At 43.5% G+C, this 26,004-nt stretch carries 19 protein-coding genes; 8 read left to right on the top strand and 11 right to left on the bottom strand.

Annotation, left to right across the window (positions count from 1 at the left end; all coding sequences use genetic code 11):
• Positions 1-162: 162 nt before the first annotated feature.
• The 4 genes from AC1DXF_RS02300 to AC1DXF_RS02285 form a co-directional block, all read right to left on the bottom strand.
• A complete protein-coding gene (locus tag AC1DXF_RS02300; protein ID WP_477445704.1) occupies positions 163-1,371 on the bottom strand; it encodes an acyltransferase family protein in 1,209 nt (402 codons plus the stop codon).
• Positions 1,372-1,485: 114 nt separating this feature from the next.
• Positions 1,486-2,454, bottom strand: a complete 969-nt coding sequence (locus AC1DXF_RS02295) for a zinc-binding alcohol dehydrogenase family protein (protein WP_477445702.1) — start codon at positions 2,452-2,454, stop codon at positions 1,486-1,488.
• 144 nt (positions 2,455-2,598) lie between these two features.
• Positions 2,599-3,180 (bottom strand): Crp/Fnr family transcriptional regulator, encoded by a 582-nt coding sequence (locus AC1DXF_RS02290; RefSeq protein WP_477445700.1) that lies wholly within the window; start codon positions 3,178-3,180, stop codon positions 2,599-2,601.
• Positions 3,181-3,375: 195 nt separating this feature from the next.
• Complete coding sequence (locus AC1DXF_RS02285) at positions 3,376-3,765, bottom strand: hypothetical protein (protein ID WP_477445698.1); 390 nt, start codon at positions 3,763-3,765, stop codon at positions 3,376-3,378.
• A 256-nt stretch (positions 3,766-4,021) separates the two neighbouring features.
• Between AC1DXF_RS02285 and AC1DXF_RS02280 the strand changes: the two genes are divergently transcribed.
• From AC1DXF_RS02280 to AC1DXF_RS02260, 5 genes are all read left to right on the top strand, one after another.
• Positions 4,022-5,209: a DUF2062 domain-containing protein gene (locus AC1DXF_RS02280; RefSeq protein ID WP_477445696.1), complete on the top strand. Its 1,188-nt coding sequence runs from the start codon at positions 4,022-4,024 to the stop codon at positions 5,207-5,209.
• A 12-nt stretch (positions 5,210-5,221) separates the two neighbouring features.
• Positions 5,222-9,082, top strand: coding sequence for a 1-acyl-sn-glycerol-3-phosphate acyltransferase (locus tag AC1DXF_RS02275; RefSeq protein WP_477445694.1), 3,861 nt, complete (start codon positions 5,222-5,224; stop codon positions 9,080-9,082).
• Positions 9,083-10,591, top strand: coding sequence for a phytoene desaturase family protein (locus AC1DXF_RS02270; protein WP_477445692.1), 1,509 nt, complete (start codon positions 9,083-9,085; stop codon positions 10,589-10,591).
• Positions 10,592-10,797: 206 nt separating this feature from the next.
• Entirely contained in the window at positions 10,798-11,265 is a 468-nt protein-coding gene (tnpA, locus tag AC1DXF_RS02265) for an IS200/IS605 family transposase (protein WP_477445690.1), read from the top strand.
• A gap of 250 nt (positions 11,266-11,515) precedes the next feature.
• On the top strand, positions 11,516-13,159 hold the full coding sequence (locus tag AC1DXF_RS02260; protein WP_477445688.1) for a C45 family autoproteolytic acyltransferase/hydolase: 1,644 nt from the start codon (positions 11,516-11,518) through the stop codon (positions 13,157-13,159).
• Positions 13,160-13,242: 83 nt separating this feature from the next.
• Here AC1DXF_RS02260 and AC1DXF_RS02255 read toward each other — a convergent pair whose 3' ends face one another.
• Positions 13,243-14,115, bottom strand: coding sequence for a Cif family virulence factor (locus AC1DXF_RS02255; protein WP_477445686.1), 873 nt, complete (start codon positions 14,113-14,115; stop codon positions 13,243-13,245).
• 321 nt (positions 14,116-14,436) lie between these two features.
• Between AC1DXF_RS02255 and AC1DXF_RS02250 the strand changes: the two genes are divergently transcribed.
• Positions 14,437-15,123, top strand: coding sequence for a hypothetical protein (locus AC1DXF_RS02250; protein ID WP_477445684.1), 687 nt, complete (start codon positions 14,437-14,439; stop codon positions 15,121-15,123).
• Between the two features lie 122 nt (positions 15,124-15,245).
• Here AC1DXF_RS02250 and cysS read toward each other — a convergent pair whose 3' ends face one another.
• The 6 genes from cysS to mutL form a co-directional block, all read right to left on the bottom strand.
• On the bottom strand, positions 15,246-16,709 hold the full coding sequence (cysS, locus tag AC1DXF_RS02245) for a cysteine--tRNA ligase (protein ID WP_477445682.1): 1,464 nt from the start codon (positions 16,707-16,709) through the stop codon (positions 15,246-15,248).
• 82 nt (positions 16,710-16,791) lie between these two features.
• On the bottom strand, positions 16,792-17,634 hold the full coding sequence (locus AC1DXF_RS02240; RefSeq protein WP_477445680.1) for an NAD-dependent epimerase/dehydratase family protein: 843 nt from the start codon (positions 17,632-17,634) through the stop codon (positions 16,792-16,794).
• Between the two features lie 9 nt (positions 17,635-17,643).
• A complete protein-coding gene (locus AC1DXF_RS02235; protein WP_477445678.1) occupies positions 17,644-18,759 on the bottom strand; it encodes an endonuclease/exonuclease/phosphatase family protein in 1,116 nt (371 codons plus the stop codon).
• A complete protein-coding gene (locus AC1DXF_RS02230; protein ID WP_477445676.1) occupies positions 18,749-19,630 on the bottom strand; it encodes a rhomboid family intramembrane serine protease in 882 nt (293 codons plus the stop codon). Before AC1DXF_RS02230 ends, AC1DXF_RS02235 begins: the two co-directional genes overlap by 11 nt.
• 48 nt (positions 19,631-19,678) lie before the next feature.
• Positions 19,679-20,389, bottom strand: a complete 711-nt coding sequence (locus tag AC1DXF_RS02225) for a rhomboid family intramembrane serine protease (protein WP_477445674.1) — start codon at positions 20,387-20,389, stop codon at positions 19,679-19,681.
• Between the two features lie 21 nt (positions 20,390-20,410).
• Positions 20,411-22,273, bottom strand: coding sequence for a DNA mismatch repair endonuclease MutL (gene mutL / locus AC1DXF_RS02220; protein ID WP_477445672.1), 1,863 nt, complete (start codon positions 22,271-22,273; stop codon positions 20,411-20,413).
• 208 nt (positions 22,274-22,481) lie between these two features.
• Between mutL and AC1DXF_RS02215 the strand changes: the two genes are divergently transcribed.
• Together AC1DXF_RS02215 and AC1DXF_RS02210 are read left to right on the top strand one after the other, a co-directional pair.
• Positions 22,482-24,116, top strand: a complete 1,635-nt coding sequence (locus tag AC1DXF_RS02215; protein WP_477445670.1) for an amidohydrolase — start codon at positions 22,482-22,484, stop codon at positions 24,114-24,116.
• Complete coding sequence (locus tag AC1DXF_RS02210) at positions 24,103-25,908, top strand: serine hydrolase domain-containing protein (RefSeq protein ID WP_477445668.1); 1,806 nt, start codon at positions 24,103-24,105, stop codon at positions 25,906-25,908. Before AC1DXF_RS02215 ends, AC1DXF_RS02210 begins: the two co-directional genes overlap by 14 nt.
• Positions 25,909-26,004 lie beyond the last annotated feature (96 nt).

The raw sequence follows: 26,004 nt of genomic DNA, 5'->3' as shown, positions 1-26,004 counted from the left end.
GGTATTGGGGAGCCATGAGGGGTTTGGGATCAACGTGATGGACGTGCAGCGCTGAGCTTATGAAATTTCGCGAAACTCTCCGGGGGGGAAATGGGGTTTACTACTACATCTGACCAATGCTTGCAAGGGTTTATTAGCGCATACCGCAGATAAAAAGCGCGCTTAAATTTTAATAAAGATTTTTTTACGGTACATCCAATAGAGGGTGCACCACTGTATAGCCAGTACAAGCATGCCTTTAATCAGCGTACTGTAAGTATCGCCAAAAATCATATCATAGTTTCGGCCCAGGTGAATATATAAACTCTCCCTGATAAAGGAGCCAAAACCATCGGCCAGCACGTAGGCCGCTATGGAGTTTGTGCCTATCACCACCAGCAGCAGCGGCCATTTTTTGTGCCCGGCGGCATCAATAACACCGTAAAAAAAGGAAAGCAGCAAAAAGCAGCATCCGCCGCTAAATAACACCCAGCCGGGCGTCCAGATACGTTTTACAATGGGGGCTATACCTGTAAAATGTAATAAGGCCGCAAGGACTATAAAACCAGCCCCGGTTAACACAAAACGACGCACCAATACAAACGGCGCGGTACCCTTGCGCAATTGATTGCCGGCCAGCAAGCCAATAATCATGGTGCCAAGGGTTGGTATAAAGCTGAGGGTTGCATAGCCCCCATTATTGTGGGTAAAGACGGTTTCGCGGGGGAACAGGTTTAAAAACCAGCGATCAAAGGCCCAGGCCAGGTTGGTATTTTTGTTCCAGTGTGCGGCAAAACCCGTAAAATTATGTTCCCAGTTTTGGGGTACGCCTGCGGCGGCATAATCAAACCCGGCACCGGGCAGGGGATATGATGCAAAAGCAACCCAATAACCCACAAGGATTACAATGAGTGCAATAACTTGTATCCGTTGCCTGCAAAACCCGAGTAAGAACAGGAAGGTGTATCCCAAGCCTATCTGGGTCAGGGTATCTTCGAAAGTAAAATACGTTTGCTTAGACCATATAGAACGCAAAAAAATGCCAAGGGCAATAAGTATAACCGACCGCAGCAAAGCATGTTTTAGCAATGCCGGAAACTTATCGCCTTTAGCCATACGGCCGGCTATAGAAAAAGGTAAAGCAAGGCCAACTAAAAATGAAAACGACGGCTGGATCATATCATGCAGCGAACAACCCGCCCAGGCCACATGGTCCTGGTTAAAGGCCAGGATACTCCAAAACGTGCTGCCGGGCAGCTTGCTATAAACCTCTTTAAATGATAGCGCCTCGCCCATCATCAGCAGCATCACAAAGCCACGGTAAGCATCAACCGAAATTAGCCTGCTGCTGCCGGTTTTCGCAGTTTCTGTTGCCGCAGGAGAACTTTTCATTTGCCAGGATTTTTATTTACACGCAATATCGATAATTACCTGCTTTTAAACAGGGGAGACATAAAAATAAGTCAGGTTTCTGCCGGGATTTGCATATATAAAATCGGGTAAGCCTTAAATTTCTACCACAATTTTTCCTTTTGCCTGGTTGCTTTCCATGTAGGAATGCGCTTCGGCAACCTGGTTAAGCTTAAACACTTTATCAATGTTGAGTTTAATTATTCCGTCAGCCACGGCATCAATAAATTTCTGCAAATGGTCTTTATGCAGGTTGGCGGCATCGCCCATATAAACCGTGAGGCGGCCCAGTGAAGGAATATCTCCCATGGGGGTAAATTCGTTCATGGTCCAGCTGCCGCCCAGTATGCCGGTCATGCAAACTACTCCTTTGGGCCTGATGCAATTCAGCGAGTCTTTAAGGCTTGCAATACCAACCAGTTCCAGCACCTTATCAACGCCTTGCGGGTATATTGGCCGAAGTTTTGAATAAACATCGCCATCGTCAATGATCACATGATCGGCGCCATTTTCTTTAAGGTGGATAACTTTAGCTTCATCCCTGGTAGTTGAAATCACCGTCAGCCCCATGCTTTTCGCCAGCTGGCAGGCAAGCATACCGATAGACGATGTACCACCACGAATGAGCAATGTTTCTCCTGCTTTAATTTCTAATGCTTCATTCAGCGAGCCCGAAACGGTTTGGAACATTTCGGGGATGGCGCCAAGCACCGCCCAGGGCAAATCGCTTTCAAACGGAAAAACAATGGTTTTGGGAACCTGGGTATATTCGGCATAACCCCCGTTAAATTCGCGGCCCATGCCGCCCATTATGGCTGCTACTTTCTGGCCTTTTTGGTAAGTACCCGATGGATCATTCTCCACCTCGCCTACACATTCAATACCCTGTACGCGCGGAAACAAAACACCCGGCGAGTGGCCCTGCCGCGTAAATAACTCCGACCGGTTTAAGCCAAAGGCTTTTATTTTAATCACTACCCAGCCTTCTTTTGCTGCGGGTGTAGGTAAATCCTGTATCTGTATAACCCCGGGCATACCGGGTTGTATGGTTACTGCTGCTTTCATGTGTTGTTTGTTTTGAGGCGCATTTAAATGCCAATACCTGTCCTGGTAATTTCTTCGCTTTTGCTACACAAAAGTGGCGGTATATGCGGCGAATTGCCTATAAAGTAGTTTAAGAAATACCCTTAATGTAGTTTAAGGATGCCGTTATTTTTTGACAATATTTTTACGCACTTTGCTCAAAAACTCGGGGGTAATGCCCAGGTACGAGGCTATTTGTGTGCCGGGCAGGCGCTGGTATAAATGGGGATATTGTTTAATGAATGACAGGTAACGCTCTTCGGCTGTTGAGCTGATGGTTTGCAGGATGCGGTTTTCCTGCTCAACAAAACGATTCTCCACAATGACCCTGAAATTCCTGTCGAATTTGGGGTTGTTGGTGAAAAGGTAAAACAGGTTGGCCTTGTTTAACTGGTAAATAACAGCCGGTTCGATAGCCTCAATATAAACGCGGCTTGGTTTTTCAAAATAAAAACTATCAATCTCCATTAGCCAGTCGCCTTCAGCAGCAAACTGCAGGTTATGCTCCGTCCCCTTTTTATCAACCTGGAATTTTTTGAAACAGCCCTCGGCAACAAAGGTGTAATGCCGGCAAATGTCGTTTTCCTGCAGAATGAATTGACGGCGTTTAATTTTCCTTTCGGTCACCCGTTGGGCAAGGTCGGCCTTTTCTTCTTCATCAAGGGGCAGGTATTTATCGAAACAGGAAAGAAGTTTGTTGATAGACACTATATTATATTACGAGGTACTAATATACAGAATGATATTTACAACAAGACATTCTGGTTAGTAAAGCGTATCATGGTGTTTCCGCAGAATATTGAATGTCTTTTGGGGAGACACATGTGATGCTTGTCTACAAAAAACGGGGCTTCGCTGCCCCGGCATGCCCCGTCGTTTCCCTTAAATCCCAAGCCGGGAAAGTTACTTCGGATACTCTTCTTCGGTAGTTAACACCACCCGGGTAGGCATATCTGATGATGTTGGAAAAAAACAGGCCGTTTCAACAACGTCTTTATCGCCCGGATTTAATACCAAATCGGCTTCGCCTTTTGATTTGGCTACTACATGCCCCATGGCATTATAATAGGTAGCGCATACATAAACATTTCTAAGTGTTTGTTTACCAGTTGTTTTTATAGTGGCATGCACATAATACAGGCCTTCGGTAACATCATATTTATCACTGGTTTCTACAATTTCAACTCCGTTTAACCCGCCGGTTGTTTCAATATCTACAGGTGGGTTCCCGCTTCCGTTTTCGCAACCGCTTAACAGGGCGCTCAATGATATCATGGCTAAAAGGGTTTTCATTTTGCTTATTGTTAAATATTCATAATATATGATACAAGCGTCGTGCCGAAAAAAATATAGTTACATAATGTTGATTTTAGCTGTGCATCATATATGTTTCGGGATATTAATCAGCGCGTATGTAACGGGTTTATATGTTAATAAAAAGTTCCTGTTTTATTAATTTGAAACTATTTAATTGGTTTATCAGCATTAACGCTAATTTTGTTATGTATAAAAATGTTGTGTTGAATTTATTACAGGTCAGGGGCAATTAATGGAATTTGAGGGTATAAAAAAACGGTTTGAAGAGTTGCAGGTATGTGTTATCATTCCTACGTATAATAACCACCTTACCCTGGCCGGTGTAATTACCGATGTTGCTGCCTACAGCAACCACATTATCGTAGTTAACGACGGCTCGACAGATGATACCGAAGCCATTGTAAAAAGCTTTCCTGCTGTGCAGCTCATCAGTTATCCCCAAAACGTAGGTAAAGGCTGGGCATTACGGCAGGCATTTGCTTACGCGATGGAAAAAGGCTACCAATACGCCTTAACCATCGACTCCGACGGGCAGCATTTTGCCAAAGACATCCCCAACTTTTTGAATAAACTGGAAAATGTGCGCGATGCCATTATCATAGGCTCCCGCAATATGGACCAGGCAGCTGTGCCGGGTAAAAGCAGCTTTGGCCAAAAGTTTTCCAACTTTTGGTTTTGGGTAGAAACGGGTATTCATTGCCCCGATACGCAATCGGGTTTCAGACTGTACCCCTTGTATATGCTGAAGGGCATGAAGTTTTACACCGTAAAGTATGAGTTTGAGATAGAAGTGATCGTTCGTGCCGTTTGGCGTGGCGTGCATATGGATTCGGTACCGGTTACGGTTTACTATGCGCCAAAAGAAACCAGGGTATCCCACTTCCGACCCTTTACAGATTTTTCGCGGGTGGGCGTATTAAATGCTTTTTTAGTGGTCATCGCCTTTGCCTGGATTAAACCTCGCGATTTTTTCCTCAATCTTTTTAAAAAAAAAGGCCGTAAAAAAATATTAGCCACCCTGTACAATCCCAACGATTCAGACGAGACCAAAGCCCTTTCCATCGCTTTTGGCATTTTTATGGGGATAGTGCCCATCTGGGGTTTTCAACTGGCCGTTGCCATCTTCCTGTCTATTATATTTAAGTTGAATAAGGCGCTGGTGGTGTTCTCAGCACATATCAGCATCCCGCCAATGATCCCGGTAGTGCTTTTTTTAAGCTACAAAGCCGGTGAATATTGGATGGGCGACAAGGTTGCCAATATCGCCTTTAGTTCGGATATCTCTTTTAAATCTATCGGCGCGCATTTAGAGCAGTATATTTACGGCAGTTTAACGCTTGCTGTAGTAGCTTCGCTAACAGTGGGGCTGGTAACTTATGCCCTGTTAAAACTGCTAAAAAAATCACCCGCTGCATTATAGTCGCCCATTTAAATGGAAAAAGGCCTTATCCTGATATATCATTACTTTGCCAAACACAAGCTTGTTTTTTATACCGTATTCGCCGCATGCTTTTTGGCGATGGGGTATTTTGCGTCGCGGGTAAAGTTTGAAGAAGATATCAGCAAGGTTATCCCAAAGGATAAAAAGATAGCCAAGCTGAACGAGGTTTTCCAAAACTCCAAGTTTCTGGATAAGCTGGTGATCATGATATCGTTAAAAGATAGCACAGCAGCAGCCGATCCGGATAGCCTGGTTGCTTACGCCGATGAATTTGCAGCTACCGTTGAGCCGAAGTTTAAAGCTTACATAAGCAAAGCCAATTTTAAAGTAGATGATGATGTAGTGATGAAACTGTTTGGCACCATAAGCCAGCGTTTACCCATTTATTTAACGGAGAAGGATTACCAAACTATCGATACGCTTATAACGCCAGAGAAAGTTAAACAAACACTGGCTTATGATTACCGCACGCTCACATCGCCCGCAGGCATAGCGCTCAAAAGCATTATCAGTAACGATCCGGTTGGCATCTCTTTTATCGGGCTAAAAAAATTACAGCAGCTGCAGTACGACAACAATTTTGAGCTGTACGATAACTATGTGGTTACTAAAGACCATAAAAACCTCTTGATGTTTATTACGCCGGCTTTTCCGCCTAACAATACCGGCAAAAACTCGGTACTGATAAAAGGTTTAGATCAACTGATTGACAGCCTGGGCAATAAAACCAAAAGAATTGCAACCGCCACTTATTTCGGTTCGGCCGCGGTTTATTATGGCAACGCGCAGCAGCTAAGGAGGGATACCGCACTTACACAAGGTGCTACCGTGGTTGTACTGATCCTGTTTTTAGGCCTGTACTTCCGCAAAAAAAGGGCGCCAATTATTATTCTTATCCCGGTGCTGTTTGGCTCACTATTCTCGTTAACCGCCATTTATTTTTTAAAGGGTAGCATCTCTGTTATCGCATTGGGTACCGGTTCAGTGGTGCTGGGTATCGCCATCAATTACTCGCTGCATGTGTTTAACCATTACCGCCATACCAAAAGCGTGGAGCAGGTAATCCGCGACCTTACCTTACCGCTTACCGTAGGCAGTTTTACAACAATAGGCGGTTTCCTATGCCTGGAGTTTGTAGAATCGGAAATGCTGAAAGACCTGGGTTTGTTCGCTGCCTTTAGCTTGATCGGAGCGTCTATTTGCTCACTGGTATTTTTGCCTCAATTTATATCGACAAAAAAAGAGCAGGAAAGCCACACTTTCACCCAGTTATCGTGGATTGATAAACTGGCATCCTTTAACCCCGAATACAACAAGTATATTGTTATTGGTATCATCATGCTCACCGGCGTATTTTTTTACAAAGCCAACGATGTAACCTTTGAGTTTGATGTAGCCAAAATGAATTATATGCCGCCGGCACTGCAGCAATCGCAAAACAAGCTCAACAGGATTAACCAATACGCGCTGCAATCAGTTTACCTGGTATCTGAAGGAAAAACTTTGGACAGGGCGCTTATCAATAACGAAAAGCTGGCCGGGCAAATTGAAAAACTGAGGGCGCAAGGCATTGTCAAAAAATCATCGGATGTATCATCGTTCATCATCTCCGATTCGCTGCAAAAAGAACGGGTTAACCGATGGAATACTTACTGGACTGCCGAAAAGAAACAGCAGCTTCTTGCTACGCTCGAAAGTGAAGGCAAAGCACAGGGCTTTAGCGCGTCGGCTTTCGGGAAGTTCAAAACCTTGCTCAACAAAGATTTTTCGCATACCAATGATGACGACGTTGCCGAGATCAGGAAAAGCTTTTTGGATAATTTCATCAACGAATATCCAAGCCATTCCACAGTAGTAACGCTGGTACAAACATCGCCAGATAAAAAAGCGGCCATTTATAAAGCTTTTGAAAACGACCCTAATGTTACCGTTATTGATAAACAATACCTTACGAATAAACTGGTCGAGATCATTAATGCCGATTTTACCAAAATAGCGGTCATGTCGTCGATGCTCGTATTCATCGTACTATTACTTACCTACGGCCGCATAGAACTGGCGTTGGTTTCCTTTATCCCCATGGCCATTTCCTGGACCTGGATTTTAGGATTGATGGGTATCTTCGGCATCGGTTTCAATATCGTGAACATCATTATATCGGCGTTGATATTTGGCCTGGGCGATGATTACAGCCTGTACATTATGGATGGCTTGCTCCAGGAGTATAAAACCGGCAAAAAGGTGTTGTCATCCTACAAATCGTCCATCTTTTTATCGGCTATAACTACCATAACCGGGCTTGGGGTTTTGATTTTTGCCAAGCACCCGGCATTGCGGTCGATAGCGGCGATCTCCATCATCGGGATTGTTTGCGTCGTTATCATGTCGCAGATACTGATCCCGTTCCTGTTCAATATCCTCATTAAAAACCGGGCGGCGAAGAAGCGTTTCCCCTGGACTATAAGCGGGTTTATCCTCAGCATTTTCGCGTTTACTTATTTTGTTGCTGGTTGCCTGATCTTATCGGCGTTAGGGTTTTTATTCAGGCTGAACCCTTTTAATAAAGAAAAAGGCAAGCTGGTATACCACGCCATTTTGGCCCGGTTTTCCTGGTCGATGATATACATTATGAGCAATGTAAAAAAGGAGATCATCAATAAACACCTGGCCGATTTTAAAAAACCATCAGTTATCATCGCCAACCACCAGTCGTTTTTAGATATTTTGATTTTGGTGATGCTGAACCCCAGGCTCATTTTATTCACCAATAATTGGGTATGGAACTCGCCGGTGTTTGGTGCGGTTGTGCGCATGGCCGATTATTTCCCGGTGGCACAGGGCACCGAAGAAAGTATAGATATATTAGCCGACAGGGTAAAAAAAGGCTATTCCATCGTGATCTTTCCCGAGGGTACCCGGTCGGTAGATGGCGAGATTAAACGTTTTCATAAAGGGGCTTTTTACCTGGCCGAAGCTTTGAAAATGGATATACAACCCATCCTGATCCATGGCACCGGCTACTGCATGACCAAAGGCGATTTCCTGTTGAAAAACGGGAAGATCACCCTGAAATATCTGCCTCGAATAAAACCGGTCGACACCAATTTCGGCACCGGTTACGCCGAACGGACCAAAGGCATCAGTAAATATTTTAAAGCGGAGTTTAAGCAGCTTAGTACAGAGATACAACAGCCTCGTTATTATCGCGAGCAACTGATTTACAATTACCTGTACAAAGGGCCGGTATTGGAATGGTATATGCGCGTAAAGGTAAGTTTAGAAAAAAACTACCAGCAGTTTCATGATCTGTTGCCCCTAAAAGGCAAAATGCTTGATATTGGCTGTGGTTATGGCTTTATGCCTTACATGCTGCACTTTGCCGCCCCGCAGCGTGAGTTTACCGGCATTGATTATGACGAGGATAAAATAGAAGTGGCCAATAACAACTTTAATAAAGATGCGCACATCAATTTTGAGCCTGCCGACGTATTAAGTTTTGAATTTGAAAAATACGACGCCATTATTATTGCCGACATGCTACATTATATGCAGCGCGATGAGCAAAGGCTGATCATCGAAAGATGTATGAAAAGCCTGAACGATGGCGGCAAACTGATCATCCGCGATGGCAATAAAGATTTGAAGGAAAAACACCGGGGTACGGAGCTAACAGAGTTTTTTTCGACCAGGTTCATCAAGTTTAACAAAGCCAGCCGGGGGCTCTCATTTTTATCGGCACAACTGGTGGAGGATATTGCGGCAGCGAACAACATGAGCTGCAAAATAATAGATGAGACAAAGTTCACATCAAATATTATTTTTGTAATTGAACATAAAACAGGGATTAGATAAATGGAGATTTTTGATGCTGTAATTATCGGCAGCGGTATGGGGGGATTGGTGAGCGCCGATTTATTAGGGAGAGAAGGTTTTAAAGTTTGCGTCATCGAAAAAAACCAGCAGATTGGCGGCTCGTTGCAAACCTATGTGCGCGATAAAGTGATCTTCGATTCGGGCGTGCACTACCTTGGCGGGTTGGATGAGGGTCAAAACCTGTACCAGATATTCAAATACATCGACATTATTGATAAGCTGAAGCTTCAAAAGCAGGATGTTGTTTTTGATAAGATAGGCATCCACGGTGAAGATATTGAGTATGAATACGCCCAGGGCTACGATAATTTCATCAGTCACATCCTAAAACATTTCCCCGGTGAGGAAGCAGCGCTAAACGCTTACTGCGATAAGATCAAAGAAGTTTGCAGCAAGTTTTCGTTGTACAACCTTAATAGTGGTGACGATTTTAATGAGAAATCTGCCGTCCTTGAAATTGATACCAAAGGTTTTATTGAATCTGTAACCGATAATCCCCGTTTACAGGCGGTGCTTGCAGGCAATAACGCTCTTTATGCCGGGCAGGCCGATAAAACCCCGTTTTATGTTCACGCCCTCATCCTGAACAGCTATATTGAAAGCTCCTATAAGTGCATTGACGGTGGCTCGCAGATAGCCAAATACATTGCTAAAAATATCCGTGCACGTGGTGGCGTCATTAAACGTAATTGCGAGGTGAAACGCATTGTAGTAGTAGATGGCAAGGTATCGCACGTGGAGATAACCGGTGGTGGTAAAATTTATGGCAAACAGTTTATAAGCAACATTCACCCGGTGCAAACCCTGGAGATGACCGATAGTGACATTATCAAACTGGCTTATCGTAACCGGTTGAAAGGGCTTGAAAATTCCGTGTCGTCTTTTACGCTCAACGTAGTTTTCAAAAAAGACAGCTTCCCCTACTTTAACACCAACTATTATGTGGGTAAGGAAGGCCATGTTTGGGATATTGCCGAATATACCGAAGAAAATTGGCCGCTGGGTTTTGCCTATTTTATGGCGCCATCTTCCAAATCGCCAAATTATGCCGATGGTGCATCAATCCTGACTTATATGCGTTTTGAGGAGATGAAGCCCTGGAAGGATACATTTAACACCGTATCAAACGTTAATGAACGAGGCGAAACGTATGAAGAATTCAAGATCAGAAAAAGCGAGAAACTACTGGATATGGTGGAGGAAAAGTTTCCTGGTTTCAGGAGCCATGTTAAATCATATTACTCGGCCACGCCGCTTAGCTATCGCGATTATATTGGTAACGGCGATGGTTCGCTTTACGGTATTGTAAAAGATTATAAGCATACACTAAAAACATTTATATCGCCGCGGACCAAGATACCAAACCTGTACTTTACCGGGCAAAATCTTAACCTGCACGGTATTTTAGGCACGGCTATGAGCGCTATTGTTACCTGCACCACATTACTTGGCGACGATGCCATTATAGGAAAAATACGGAATGCGTAAAGGCGATGAAATTATTGCTGATGCATATTGAATAAATAACTTTACTACATGCGGCAGATGTAAAACGTTAGTTGTTTCCTGAATTTTAAAACTGCTCCTTATTCTTCCTTACCCCATTTGGGGTAAATCATTTGTAGAAAAAAGTGAAAAATTATTTGTGCCCCTTTGGGGGCGCTTCATTACATTTATGCCTGACTTTAAATTCTATGCCAAATACCTACACTCAATTGTACATTCACTGTGTGTTCGCTGTAAAATATCGGCAGGCAATGATACAGGCCGAATGGGAAGACAGGCTACAAATGTATATTACAGGCATTTTGCAAAACAATAAACATAAATTATTGGCAATAAACACCATGCCAGATCATTTACCCTTTTTTGTCGGCTTGAGTCCAGATCAATCCATTTCAGATATGTTGCGACTTGTAAAAACCGGCAGTTCGGTATTTATTAATAATGAGGGCTTTACCAAAAGAAAGTTTCATTGGCAGGATGGCTACGGTGCATTTAGTAACAGTCGGTCACAAATTGATGGAGTAGTAAAATATATACTGAATCAAAAACATCATCATTTAAAAAAAACATTCAGGGAAGAATACCTGGAAATATTAGAAGATTACGCCATAGAATACGACGAAAGATATATTTTTCACGAATTGTCAGACGACTAATGAAGCGCCCTTACAGGGCACAAATAAATGATGCTAAATTGCTACAAATGAATTGCCCCTACCGGGGCAGGCCTTAATAAATATTCAAAAAAAAACGGCAATGAAAAGCCTGGCCAAAAGATTGCAGGTTGAATATTCTAAGAGTAGCTTTGTCCTTGCATTAATAATATATCAAACATTTATATAAACCTTAAATAATTTAAAACTGAAAAATCACAAAAAATTTAGCTGGAAAAAGTTTGGTAAAAGGATGTTATATGCATTCTTGGGCTTTGTTGGGCTTATCATTATTGGCATGGTGTACCTGTACATTGTAGCCATTGATTACCCGCCCGAGCCTAAAGACCAAAGCAGCCTTAACCTCAAACGGGAGCAGCCATCCAAGGGGTTTTACACCATAAATAACAGCTGGTTCCGCAAAAGTAAAAGCGGCCTGTTCGAGATGTATATAGAAGGTAAACCATTTGAGCGGGGCGTTATTAACGGCAAACTAAGCCAGGAACTGGTGGTAGCGCAGGAAGACCACTTTGTGGAGCAGATAAGCCGTATAGTACCATCCAACTTTTACCGCCACTTTTTAAAATACTTCATCGCCTGGTTTAACCGTAACCTGGATAAAAACGTTACCGAAGAATATAAGGAAGAGATTTACGGTATCTCTAAATCAGCGTCGGATAAGTATCAATATATCGGCTCCAATTATCAGCGTATTTTAAACTACCACGCCGCGCACGATATTGGCCACGCCCTGCAAAGTATGGCTTTGGTAGGTTGTACCTCCTTTGGCACCTGGGGCGTAAAGAGCGAAGACAGCACCATGATCATCGGCCGTAATTTTGATTTTTATGTGGGCGATAAATTTGCGCAGGATAAAATAGTAGCGTTCTTCGCCCCCTCGGATGGCTATAAATTCATGACGGTTACCTGGGGTGGCTTTATTGGTGCGGTAAGTGGTATGAATGAGAAAGGCATAAGTGTAACCATTAATGCCGATAAAACCAATATCCCAACCGGAGCTGCAACACCGGTATCGTTAGTAGCCCACGAAATTTTGCAATATGCCAAAAATACACAAGAAGCTTACGCCATTGCCAAAAAACGCAAAATGTTCGTGTCCGAAGCCTTCCTGGTAGCATCTGCCGCAGATAACAAAGCCGTAGTAATTGAAAAAACACCAGACACGCTGGATATGTATGATCCGCACCAGGACTACATTGTTTGCGCCAACCATTTTCAAAGCAAAGGCTTGAGCCAATCTAAAGAAAACAAACTTCAGATGGCCGAAAGTGCTTCGCCATACCGCTATAACCGTTTGATGGAATTGCTGAATGCCAACGGCAAAAACACCATACAAAAGACCATTGCCATCCTGCGCGATCAGAAGGGCATGCACGGCCAAAACATTGGCATGGGCAACGAGAAGGCCATTAACCAGCTGATGTCGCACCACAGTATCGTATTTGAGCCTAAAAAGCTATTGGTATGGGTGAGCACCTCGCCATGGCAACTTGGCGAATATGTGTGTTATGACCTGAAAAAAGTTTTCGGCCTTCGCGGTATGAAGCAGGACCAGGAAGTAAACGAGCAAAACCTTAGTGTACCTGCAGATACCTTCCTGTCTACCCCGCAATACAAAGATTTTGTGAATTTCCGCAGAATGCGCCAGCGCGTGCTTGATGGCGAAACCATCAATACTGATAGCCTTGTTGCCACCAATCCACAATACTATTTTGCTTACGTAATAGCCGGCGATTATACTTTTAAACTGAAGAATTATAAAAAAGCTTTGGGATATTATCAAACTGCCTTAACTAAAGTAATAGCTACAAAAAAAGAAGAGGACCACATAAAAATACAAATTGGCCGTTGCGGTAAAAAGCTAAAAAACGGCTGATAAGTGCTTGAACTAAAACCGGTCAAAACAAAAACAGCGATGAGTATTTCCCATCGCTGTTTTTGTTTCGAAAATTTTACCGCTTATTCGTTTTCAATAGCCGAGAAAACTTCGAGCAAAATATTCCACTTTTTGTTTTGATCTATCTCCCAAATACGCACGTAGTTATAATTACCAACTACATTGCCCTTGGTTATACGGGCTTTACCATAACTATAAGCAAGGTCATTACTCACAGCCCGGCCAGCATCGGTAGTTTCGGCTGTAATGCTAATAGCTTCATTATTGATAAACTTCATGATCACATCCGGGCCTGTCATTGGCTGAAAGCCGGGGAAGTAATAACGGCCCTCGGAGCTTAAAAATTCCTTATAACTGGCCATAGTTGATATGGTAAGCGAGTGGTTAAATATTTTATCGGTGTTTATAATAACGCTTTTGGCCGTAAAAGGGTCCTTACTTGGGGCCGATTTTGTGGTAGCATCCGGTTCTTTAAAATCAGTAACCACTTCTCCTTCGGGCTCAGGATGCTGAATGCCCAAATCAATCAGCAGCTTCAGTTTATTGTTATCGTCAACATCAGCACGCCAGATAGATACATAGTCGCCAAAAACCTTATCGTCCTCAGTTTTACCATTTTGGTAAACATAAGGCCCGGCCGTAAAAGCAAGGTCGCCATTGGCCGATATCCGCGCGAATTTTGGCTGCCAGCTTAATTTGCCCGCCTGTTTATCAATATTGTTATAAAAATCAACTATTTTAACAGCATCTGGTTTAAACACAATGCCATCGGGAGCGGCAACAGCCAAAAAGCCATCTTTTATCCCTTTACGTTCAACTAATTTATCAAATGCTTCTTCGGCATTTACAACTTTACTTACTTTAACCGGGGCTGACTGAGCTATGGCAAAAACGCTATAACTCATAAGTGTGGCGGCTAATAATATTTTTTTCATGTTTTAATGGAATATTGGGGAGGGCAATTTAGTAATAAATTTTAAGTAGGTTATGCAATTACAAATCGCTTTAAATATGAATAGTTTTATGCTACTCCCGGTTTAACTATTTAATGTGAAACGAAAACCGTTATATTTAATTGTGACTGTTGAGGATTTATAGATATAAAATTTGTTCCGGGTCATATTGATTATTGTATCAGTTAACAAGCGTTGAAACACAAGGCTATTACACAAGTGCAAAAACAATTAACCCAATAATATGCATAATGTTTCGTTTTAAAACCTTGTTGTGCTTTTGATATATAAATTTACGTTATTATGAAAATCCCTTTCTTTAATTTAATAGTAGCTGGTTTGGTAAGCTGTGGGACGATGTCCAGGGCGCAAAACCAAATATTGAACGATAACCAGGGCAAGCCGGTAATGGAACAAAGCTATACGGATGTTGAGGGTAGCCCATACCTGGCTGAGCGTTGGTTACCAGGCACAGTAAGCCTTTCAAGCGGCAAAACTATAACAGCAAAATTGAAATATGATGTGGTAAGCGATGAGTTGATATTTCAAAGCCAAAGGGATTCCATGGCACTGGCTTTTGTTACCCCGGTTAAAAGTTTCCGGTTTGATATTAACACAATAGGTGAAAGTTCTCTTACTCCGCTCATATTCAACAACGGCTACCCGGCCATTGATGAACAATCCGAAGCTTCGTTTTACCAGGTAATTGCCGACGGAAAAGTAAAACTGTTAAAACGTTATAAAAAAGTAATCCATTCAGATCAGGCTTTCAACTCGGCAACAACCACCAAAACATTTGCCATGCGCGATGCCGTTTACTATCTATTGGTCGATAATAAAATAGCCCGACTTAAACCCGCTCCAAAAACAATCGTAACAGCCCTGCCCGATAAAACAGACATTGTACAAGCCTTTATCAAAACCAACAAAATTGATTTTAAAAGCGACCGTGACCTGGCCAAATTGTTTACGTACTATAACTCTTTGTAGGGAAGAAGAGTCAAAAGATAAGAATCAAGAGTCAAGAGAGGAAAACTGTATTGCTATCTATGGTTTAGCTCGTTATGCTTGTATAACGAAAAAAGTCTTAATTCTTATCTCTTGACTCTATTTTAACTTTTGCTCCAGAGCGTACCTTCTTTGCTATCCTTCAACTGAAACCCAACTTTTGACAGGCCTTCACGGATTTTATCGCTGGTGGCGTAATCTTTATTAGCTTTAGCTTCGTTGCGGAGTTCAACTATCAGGTTGAGTATTTTAGGCAAATCGTCGTTATCCGCCTGCTCGTCTTTCAGCCCTAAAACATCCTGTACAAATGTTTTCATGAGGTTTTTTAGCAAAGCGAGGTTAGCCTCATTAATCTTCATTTTGCCGTCATGTACCGAATTGATGATGCGCGATGCCTCAAAAAGCTCGGCAATCAATACCGGGCTATTAAAATCATCATTCATCGCGGCGTAACAACGCTCCAACAGGGGCTCTATTTCAATTTCGGTGCTGCCTGATGCCTTTAGACCATCCAGCAGGGCATAGGCGTTCATAAGGCGTTTAAAGCCTTTTTCGGAGGCCTCCATGGCATCATTGCCAAAATCAAGCGTACTCCTGTAGTGTGCCTGCAGCATAAAAAAACGCACCGTCATAGGGCTGTAGCCTTTGTTAAGGATAGAGTTTTCGCCGCTGAAAAGCTCATGGGGCAAAAAGCTGTTCCCTAATGATTTCGACATTTTTTGGCCGTTCACGGTAAGCATATTGGTATGCACCCAATAATTGGCGGGGTTTTTACCGCAGCAGGCCACATGCTGGGCTATCTCGTTGGTATGGTGAGTTGGCACAAGGTCGAGCCCGCCGCCATGGATATCAAACTGGTCGCCCAAATATTTCTGGCTCATGGCCGAGCATTCCAGGTGCCAGCCCGGGAAACCGACACCCCATGGCGATGGCCATTTCATCAGGTGCTCTTGCTTAGCTTTTATCCACAAGGCAAAATCAAGCTTGCCGTGTTTTTCCTGCTGGCCGCCCAGTGTGCGGGTATTGTTCAGTAAATCTTCCAGGTTGCGGCCGCTTAATACGCCATAATCTTTGGTTTTGTTATATTTTTCAACATCAAAATAAACCGATCCATCTACCTCGTAAGCATATCCTTTTTCAAGAATAACCTTTACCATTTCTATCTGTTCAATAATATGACCGGTAGCCGTTGGTTCAATACTTGGCGGCAGCGTGTTCAGTATCTGCATTACGTCATGAAAACCTACGGTGTACTTTTGCACAATTTCCATGGGCTCCAATTGGGCCAGTTTTGCTTTTTTCGATATTTTATCTTCGCCTTCGTCGCCCGCATCGCCTTCCAGGTGGCCGGCATCGGTTACGTTACGTACATAGCGTACCTTGTACCCCAAATGGTTAAGGTAACGAAACATCAGATCGAAAGATATATAGGTACGGCAGTTTCCCAAATGTACATCACTGTAAACAGTTGGGCCACACACGTACATGCCCACATGCGGGGCATTAAGGGCCTTAAATTCTTCTTTTTTGCGGGATAAAGTATTGTAAACAAACAATTTTTGTTTCATGAAGGCAAACTTACGATTTTTTCAATTTTTAGCTAATGCGGGCAGTCCGATTATTAAAGCTTACACCCCAGTGATACTATCTTTATTGATGCAATAAGTATTCGAAATCAAATTGGGGCCGATAACCCAAAACCTGTTTTGCTTTATCGCAAACATAAACACGATCAATACTCCCGGGGAATACCCAGTTTTTACGGCGATAGATATCTTTGGCTTCGGGGAAATATTTAAGGATAACTCTTTCGGGGTTGTGTTTTAGCTGCCCAAGATCATCTTTACCAAATGGCGACCCGCTGGATATATTGAAGATTTCAAAATCGGCAAATGTTATACCCAATGCCAATCGTAAAGCCTCGGCGCCATCACGCTCATCCAGGCCTCTATAAATCCGGTGGTTTATTTTAAGATTATCCGTCTCGGGCAAAAACCGCCCAACGCGGTATACTGATGTTTGCAGTCCTTCTTTATAAAAAAAATCTTTGCAAAGCTGCTCTGTTGTTTGCTTGGTAATATCATAAATATCACGTGGTTTTTCGGGCAGGTTTTCATCTACCCAAACTGCCTTTTCATGGTCAATTAAAGCGCTGCCATAAATGGATGTTGTGCTGGTATACAAAAACTTATTTACGCCATGTTTAACACAGGCATTAAGTAAATTAAGCGTACCTATAATGTTTGTTTGTATGAAAGCCTCCCTTGGGTAATTAAGCTCATAGTGCTTGCCATGTACAGCTGCAGTATGGATAATGGCATCAAAACCGCCGCAAAGATTTTCGGTCTCGTTTTTATTTTTTATGTCGATAATGTCATCTGTAGTAGCTGCTGGCATCAGATCGATACCTGTAACATGGTGGCCAAACGCCTTTAAATGTTTTACGGTGGCTGAACCTAACCGACCGGATGAACCTGTAACCAGAATTTTCATGCCTGATATTTAATTTAAAACCAGGTCGCTCCGCAGGGGAAAGTGATCAGAAAGCTTTTTTTCGATTATCTGGTACGATGCCACATCAAACTGCGGGCTCACCATAATATAATCTATCTGGTAATTGGGAAAATCTCCGTTATAGGTGCGCCCAAAACCGGCTCCTTTTTCGCGGAACGCATTTTTAAGGCCTTTTGCCATTTGGTTAACCGCAAATGATGTAGGCGTATCATTAAAATCACCTGATATGATATAGGGATACGGACATTGCGCAGCATGGGCTTTTATTTTAAAAACCTGCTCTCCCCGTTTTATAAATGCCGTCTTCAATTTACCGCCAAGCCTTTTGGTTGATTGCATATCTGTTTTACCTTTTTTTGATACGCTATCCAGGTATTTATAATCTTCGGGGTTAAATTTTATGGATTGCAAATGAAGGCTGTAAACCCTGAATGTTTTTTCGCCTTTTTTTACATCGATGTACAAACACTGGTTTGCCGATGACCTATCGGCAGCCAGCTGGATTAAACCCTTGGCAACAATAGGATACTTTGAGAAAATGGCCATCCCTATTGCTTCTGAGCTATTGAAATTAAGGGGCTCGAAATAATAATTATTGGCACCCATTATTTTTACGATGGAGTCGCGCATATCATACTCGCCTTTGTAGCGGGTGTAAAACTCCTGGATGCCAATAATGTCGGGTTTTTGGTTATCAATGAGCTCCAGTATCTCATGCTTGGTAGATACATCGTTTTTTAAGCCAAAGTGTTTAAAGTTATGAACGTTGTAGGTCATAACCCTTATGGAGTTTATACCTGGCGCCGGCGAAAAAGAGGATGATGTCCGCAAACCTATATTGTTGTTAAGCACACCCCAGCCAATTATAATAGTTATCATAGATAGCAGGGCGGGCCAGCGCCAGCGCAACAGCCAAACCAGCATCATAATTACATTAAGCAGTAATATCGGAGGATAGGCCAGGCCAAAAAAGGCGATTATCCAAAGGGCTTTGGGGTTAACGGAAGGGGCAAGATAACTGAGCAATAAGGCAACACAAAGCAGCAGGTTTATCCATAAAAATACTTTATCAATAAAACCTAAACCACTTTTTTTATTTTTCATTCTTGCTTGCGCGGGCTAATGTCTCTTTCTCCTGTTTGCTCAGGCTATCAACGCTGCCCGTTTGTGATATTTTATCTAATATACGGTCTATTTCGTCCTGGCGCGGGTATTCGGCGCTGTTTTTACCGGTATTGCTGTATACAACCTTTAATTTTGACTTTGATTTGAAGATGTTGGCGATGCCGGTTATCCAATCGTGGCCTTTTTGAAGTTGTTTGATGTAGATGAACCCAAATAATGCGCCGCCTAAATGGGCTATTTCGCCGCCTGCGTTAGGGCCAACAGTACCCAGAAAATCAATCACCAGTATAAAAATTACCAGCCATTTTAATTTTACCGGGCCTATAAATATGAGTGAGATGGTGTAATTGGGCAATAAGGTTGCCGTGGCCACAACTATAGCCATTACACTAGCCGATGCACCGACAATTGTAGTACTGGCTGCCGCGTTAACGCTTGTAAAAAACGGAAGTAAATTTAACGCCAAAAGGTACATTGCTGCTCCAGCAAGGCCGCCCATTATGTATAAACCAATAGTGCGTTTATTGCCTAAGTATTCCTCAAATATCTGCCCCATCCAGTACAGCCAGAGCATGTTAAAAAGAATATGCAAGATGCCGGCATGCATAAACATATAGGTAATCAGTGTCCAAAAATGTGTTGGTAGCTTTGGAAGCGCGGCGGGTAACTGAAGGTATTCCTTAGCAAAATGTTCGACAATACTTTGATGCCCCACGCTTGTAAAAAGCGTTTCTAAAACTGCCGACATATTTACAGCCAAAAAAACAATCACATTAATACCAATAAGCAGGTTGAGCTTATTGCCCGACCGCAACATTTTGTAGTGGATATTTTGCCAAAGGGTGCTCATAATAAAGCCGTTATTAGTTTGATAACTCCTGTTTGTTCATAAAAATTGTCAGTTGTACTGTAATCTCCAAATTTTTACCATAATATAACCAATTAAGGCCCCGCCAAGGTGGGCAAAGTGGGCAACGTTGTCCCAGGAATACTGCTCGTACCCCAAAAACAATTCAATTACGATGTATACCGGTATAATATATTTAGCTTTTACGGGTACGGGTATAAACATGATCATAAGCTCAAGGTTTGGATACATCATGCCAAAGGCAACTAACAAGCCAAATACGGCAGCTGATGCGCCTACAATCTGGCCATTATAGGCGCTGAATAGTTTTTGAGCTTGTTCACCATATTGATTGTATGTCGAGTCTAATTCAGGATTCGCTATGATAAAGCCGCCGGTAATAGCATGTACCTGATATGCCAAAACGAGCATATGACAAATAACACCGCCTATTCCACATAAAAAATAAAAGTTAAAAAACTTTTTTGATCCCATGGCATACTCCAGGATTGGGCCGAAGGAAAATAGCGCGAACATATTGAAAAAGATGTGCGTAAAACCACCATGCATAAACATGTAAGTAATAATTTCCCACAATCTGAATTTGGGTGAGCCAATATAGTAAGCTGGTAGTAACTCAATTATGTTAGGTATAAATTTACCGACGCTGTAGGTGCCTATAAAAAACAAAATATTGATAATCAGCAGGTTTTTTACTACTGGTGTGATATTGGCAAAGGGCGATTGATTGTATCCGTTCATAGTATTGTTAAAGCCCTGGGGCTATTTTTCAAAGCGTTCCATTAATTCGGCCAGCGTAAATGTACTGATTACGGGCTTACCGTTCAATGCCTGGTTGGGCGATTGACAGGCAAAAAGCTGGTCAATAAGCTGGTTCATCTCTTCCAGTGATAATTTGGTGCCGGTTTTAAGGGCTGCGTTGCGGGCCAGCGATCGTGCCAGGTTGTCCCGCTTATCTACTTTTAAAATGGCCATATTGTTTTTAAACCCTTCCAGCAAATGTTCAAGCAACTCGTGCTCGTCAACATTATTCAGGTCGGCCGGTATGCCATCAACAACCACCGTATTTTTACCAAACTCGCGTATATCAAAGCCCAGCGCCTTAATGTCGGGCAAAAGCTCTCTCAATAACTCAAAATCGCTGCCGTTTAGTGTTACCGATTGCGGAAATAAGCTTTGCTGGCTCACCCCGGAGTGATGTTGCAGCTGTTGTAAAAAGCGTTCGTACAAAATGCGCTCATGCGCAGCCTGCTGCCCTATCAGCATAAAACCCGATTTAATTTGCGACAAGATAAACCGGTTATGGATCTGGAACAGCTGCCGCTCGCTGGGTTTGCTTACTTCCTGCTCATCAACCGCAATGCTTTTTTCCTCGTGCATTTGCTGTTGCAGGTTGGTTTCTTTTTTGCTGATCTCGTACAGGGTATCCCAGTTATTGGGGATAGGGCTGTTGCGGTAATCATTGTTATCTCTCAAAAAATGGTGTTGCTCGCGCGTAGCCGCTTTTTTCTCGGCAGCAAAAGGATTAAAGTCGGGGTTGAATGAGATCGTGGGTGCAATAATCTCTTCAAAAGGTTTAGGCGTTATCAGGTGCTCAATGCTGTTTTCCTGGTCAAAATCCAAACTTGGGGTAATATTGTAACGGCCCAAAGAACGCTTTACCGCCGACCGGATGATGGCATAAATAGCCTTCTCGTCCTGGTACTTTATCTCGGTTTTGGTAGGATGCACGTTAATATCAATTTTTGATGGGTCGATATCTATAAACAGTACATAAAATGGATAGCAGTCATCGGGCAGCAACTCTTCAAAGGCCGTAAGTACCGCATGGTTCAGGTATGCATCCTTAATAAAGCGGTAGTTTACAAAAAAAAACTGTTCGCCCCGTGTTTTACGGGCAAATTCGGGCTTGCCCACAAAACCACGCAGGTTAATAATGGTGGTATCTTCCTCAACAGGAACCAGCCGTTGGTTATAGTTATTGCCAAACAGGTGCACAATCCGCTGTTTTAACGCGGCGCCAGGCAAGTGGTAAACTTCCTGCCCGTCATGATGCAGTGTAAAAAATATCTGCGGATTGGCAAGCGCAACCCGTTGAAACTCGTCGATGATATGCCGCATTTCTACCGGGTTGCTTTTTAAAAAATTCCGGCGGGCGGGGGTATTGTAAAATAAGTTTTTGATGGATATAGATGTACCGGTATTGGCCGAGCACGCCTCCTGGCTTATCACTTCCGATCCTTCGATAAAAATACAGGTACCCAGCTCATCCTCATGGCGGCGGGTTCTTAGTTCCACCTGCGCAATCGCGGCTATCGATGCCATGGCCTCGCCCCTGAAACCCATGGTGCGGATGGCAAACAGATCTTCGGCCTTACGAATTTTGGAGGTAGCATGCCGCTCAAAGCACATGCGGGCATCGGTAAGGCTCATGCCGCAGCCATCATCAATAACCTGTATCAATGATTTTCCGGCATCTTTAATAATGAGCTGTATTTTACCCGCCCCGGCATCAATCGCATTCTCCACCAATTCTTTTACCGCCGATGCCGGTCGTTGTACCACCTCGCCGGCGGCAATCTGGTTGGCAACGGCATCTGGTAAAAGCTGAATTATATCTGACATTTAAAAAAATTCCCTTCAATTTCGTTTTCGATGCTAAATTAAATATTTGAAGGCATAACTTTATGATTTTGTAGTATCAAGTGGTAAGTATCAAGTATCAAGATTTGACTGGGAATAGTTTAGTTTTGTAATTGATCACTATCTACCGGTAATTTGCAAACTATTCAACATTGCTGGCGTTCTTGATACTTACTACTTTTAAACGCTTATGAAAAAATTATTGCCGGCGCTGCTGCTCCTGGCTGCAGCCTGCAAACAAAAAGAGTATAATGCCGATCTGTTAATAAAAAACGCGGTTGTTTATACAGTTGACAGCACCTTTACCACAGCCAACGCTTTTGTGGTAAGCAAAGGTAAAATTGTAGCCGTTGGCGATGCCGGTACTTTAGAGCAAAAATACCTGGCACATGAAGTGGTAGATGCTAAAGGGGCCGCTATATATCCTGGTTTTATTGATGCCCATGCACATTTTTATCAATACGGATTAGGATTACAAGAAGTAGGCCTGGATGGTACCAAAAGCTGGAACGAAGTGGTTGACTCGGTACAGGCCTACGCTACCCGCAACCCCGATGGCTGGATCATTGGCCGCGGCTGGGACCAAAACGACTGGGCTAAAAAACAGTTTCCGGATAAGGCCAAACTGGATAGCCTGTTCCCGGTGCGTCCGGTAATATTGAGCAGGGTTGATGGGCATGCCATTATTGCCAACCAGGCTGCTTTAAACATTGCAGGCGTAAAACCAGGTCAAACCATATCCGGTGGCGAGATAGAAACCATTAACGGGAAGCTCACCGGCATCATGGTTGATAATGCAATGGGCATTGTTACCCGCAAGGTGCCCGGGCCAAGTGCTCAGGTTGTGGAGAGCGCCCTGCTATCGGCACAAAAAAATTGCTTTGCTGTTGGCCTGACCACTGTTGACGACTGCGGCCTGTCCTATACCATGATTAATACCATTGCCGATTTGCAGCATAAAGGTTCATTAAAAATGCGCATGTATGTAATGCTATCAGACAGGCAGGATAATTATGATTACCTGTTTAAGCGTGGTGCATTTAAAACTCCGGGCCTAAATGTCCGCGCTTTTAAAGTTTATGCAGATGGCGCCCTGGGGTCAAGAGGGGCATGTTTACTGAAGCCCTATGCCGATCAGCCAAAATGGAGCGGCTTTTTATTGAGCAGCCAGGCCCATTTTGAGGAGGTAGCAAAAAAAATTGCCGCCAAAGGTTTCCAGATGTGTACCCATGCCATCGGCGATTCGGCCAACCGGGTAATTTTAAAAATATATGCGTCGGTTTTAAAAGGCAAAAACGACCGCCGCTGGAGGATAGAGCACTCGCAAATTGTGGCTCCCGAAGATGTTAACCTTTTTGGCGATAACAGCATTATTCCATCCGTGCAGCCCACGCACGCCACATCAGATATGTACTGGGCCGGCAAGCGATTGGGTGGTAAGAGGCTGAAGTCGTCGGGCTACATTTATAAAACCCTGCTAAAACAAAACGGCTGGATTCCGTTGGGAACGGATTTCCCGGTAGAAAATATTAACCCGATGTATACGTTTTATGCAGCGGTAGAACGTAAAGACCTGAAGGGTTTCCCGGAAGGCGGCTTTCAAAAAGAGAACGCTTTAAGCCGCACCGAAGCGTTAAGGGGGATAACCATTTGGGCAGCCAAAGCTAATTTTGAAGAGAAAGAGAAAGGCAGCATTGAACCCGGCAAGTATGCCGATTTTGTGATACTGAACAAGGATATCATGCAAGTGAAAGGCGCCGAATTACCGACAGTTAAAGTAACCCAAACCTATATAAACGGAGTTAAAGTATATGATAAAAAATAAATGGGGCTGTGTCTCTGTAGTATTGTTAGGGTTTGCATTATTTAATACCGCCTGTGCGCAAAATCCACCCTTTACCGGGCGCGCCTATGTTGCCGAAGAAAGATTAGTTCAAAACTCAATTGTTTTATTCAATAATGGCCAATACACCGTTCCGCTGCAAAAGCTGGACGAGTTGAAAATTGCAAGCGTACATTTTACCAGCCAGTATGCCACCGTTTTTGATAGCCTGCTCAACAAATACTGTAAAGTGCAGATATTTGACGGCAATGGCAAAAACCTGAACACCCTTGCTGCTGATTTAAAATGGTACAACACCATTATTTTGCAGGTAAACGATGCCGACCTGAGCAATCCGCAGCTGATGGATTTTATTAGCACCAATCAAAAATTAAAGAGTGTTATCATCGCTGCATTTGGTAATGGCGCATTATTAACCAAACTAAATAACGTAACAGCCCCGGTGATCTGGTCAGAAAGGGTATCGCCGGTATCGGCCTCCTACGCTGCCCAGGCCATATTCGGGGGTGCTGCCATTACGCAAAAACTCACCAAAACCTATTCGCCGGTTTATAGCAGCGGAATGGGCTTTGTTACTCAGCAAACCAGGCTGCAATACAGCGTGCCCGAGGATGTGGGCATCAACTCCAATAACCTGCAGGAGATTGACCAGATAGCCCGCGAGGCCATCATCCAACATGCTACTCCCGGCTGCGTAGTGCTGGTGGCCAAAGATGGGAAGGTGATATTTAATAAAGCCTACGGCTACCATACTTACGATAACGTAATGCCCGATAAGCTGACCGATATTTTCGACCTGGCATCCATGACCAAAATATCGGCCACCACGGTAGAGGCTATGCACCTGGTTGATCAGGGCAAACTAAGTGTAGAAAACACCTTAGGCGACTACCTGCCCCTGGCCCGTACCAGTAATAAAAATAATGTAAAAGTGCGGGAGGTATTGCTGCACCAGGCAGGTTTTATCCCGGACATCCAATCGTTTGAAAAGGTAAAACCATCTGATCACAGTACCGATTCATCGGCCGCCTACCCTACCAAAGTATCCGAACGTTATTTTTTGCGGAAAGATTATTACAAAGATGTAATGCTGCCCGATATGCTTAATTCGCCGCTTAAAACCCGCGGGCAGTATGTATATAGCGATGTAAGTATGCTGTTTATGCAGGAAGTGGTAGAAACCATTACCGCCACCCCCGAGAATGTATACGTACAGCAAGAATTTTATAATCCGCTGGGTATGCAAACCGCCGGCTTTTTGCCATTGTACAGGTTCAGCCCTGCGCAGATCATCCCTACCGAAAACGACCAGGAGTACCGCATGAGCTTACTGGATGGTTATGTGCATGACCCCACCGCTGCACTTAAAGGGGGCGTAGCAGGCCATGCAGGCTTGTTTGGCAGCGCTAATGACGTGGCTATACTATACCAGATGTTATTGAACAAAGGCACCTACGGTGGCGTACAATATTTTAAACCCGAGGTGGTTGACCTGTTTACCTCTAAACAATCTTCCATAAGCAGGCGGGGGCTGGGGTTTGACCGGTGGGACCCTATTGCCGAAAGGCACTACCCATCCAAACTGGCATCCGACCAAACTTTTGGGCATACCGGTTTTACGGGCACTTGTGTATGGGTAGATCCTAAGTATAACCTGGTGTACATCTTCCTGAGTAACAGGGTGAACCCGAACGTAGGCAGCAAGCTGGGCAGCCTTAATATTAGGCCGAGGATACAGGATGTAGTGTATGAGGCTATCAATAAAGGAATGTAGGGTTTCGGATTGGGGAATTTCGATTTCGGATTTTTACGGGGTGTTCGGTTTTTAGACTGCACTTTGTGAGCGCCCAGCCTTCGGGAGCAAAGCAGT

Source organism: Mucilaginibacter sp. P2_A5, assembly GCF_056404995.1.
This window is presented reverse-complemented; position numbering and strand designations above follow the sequence as displayed.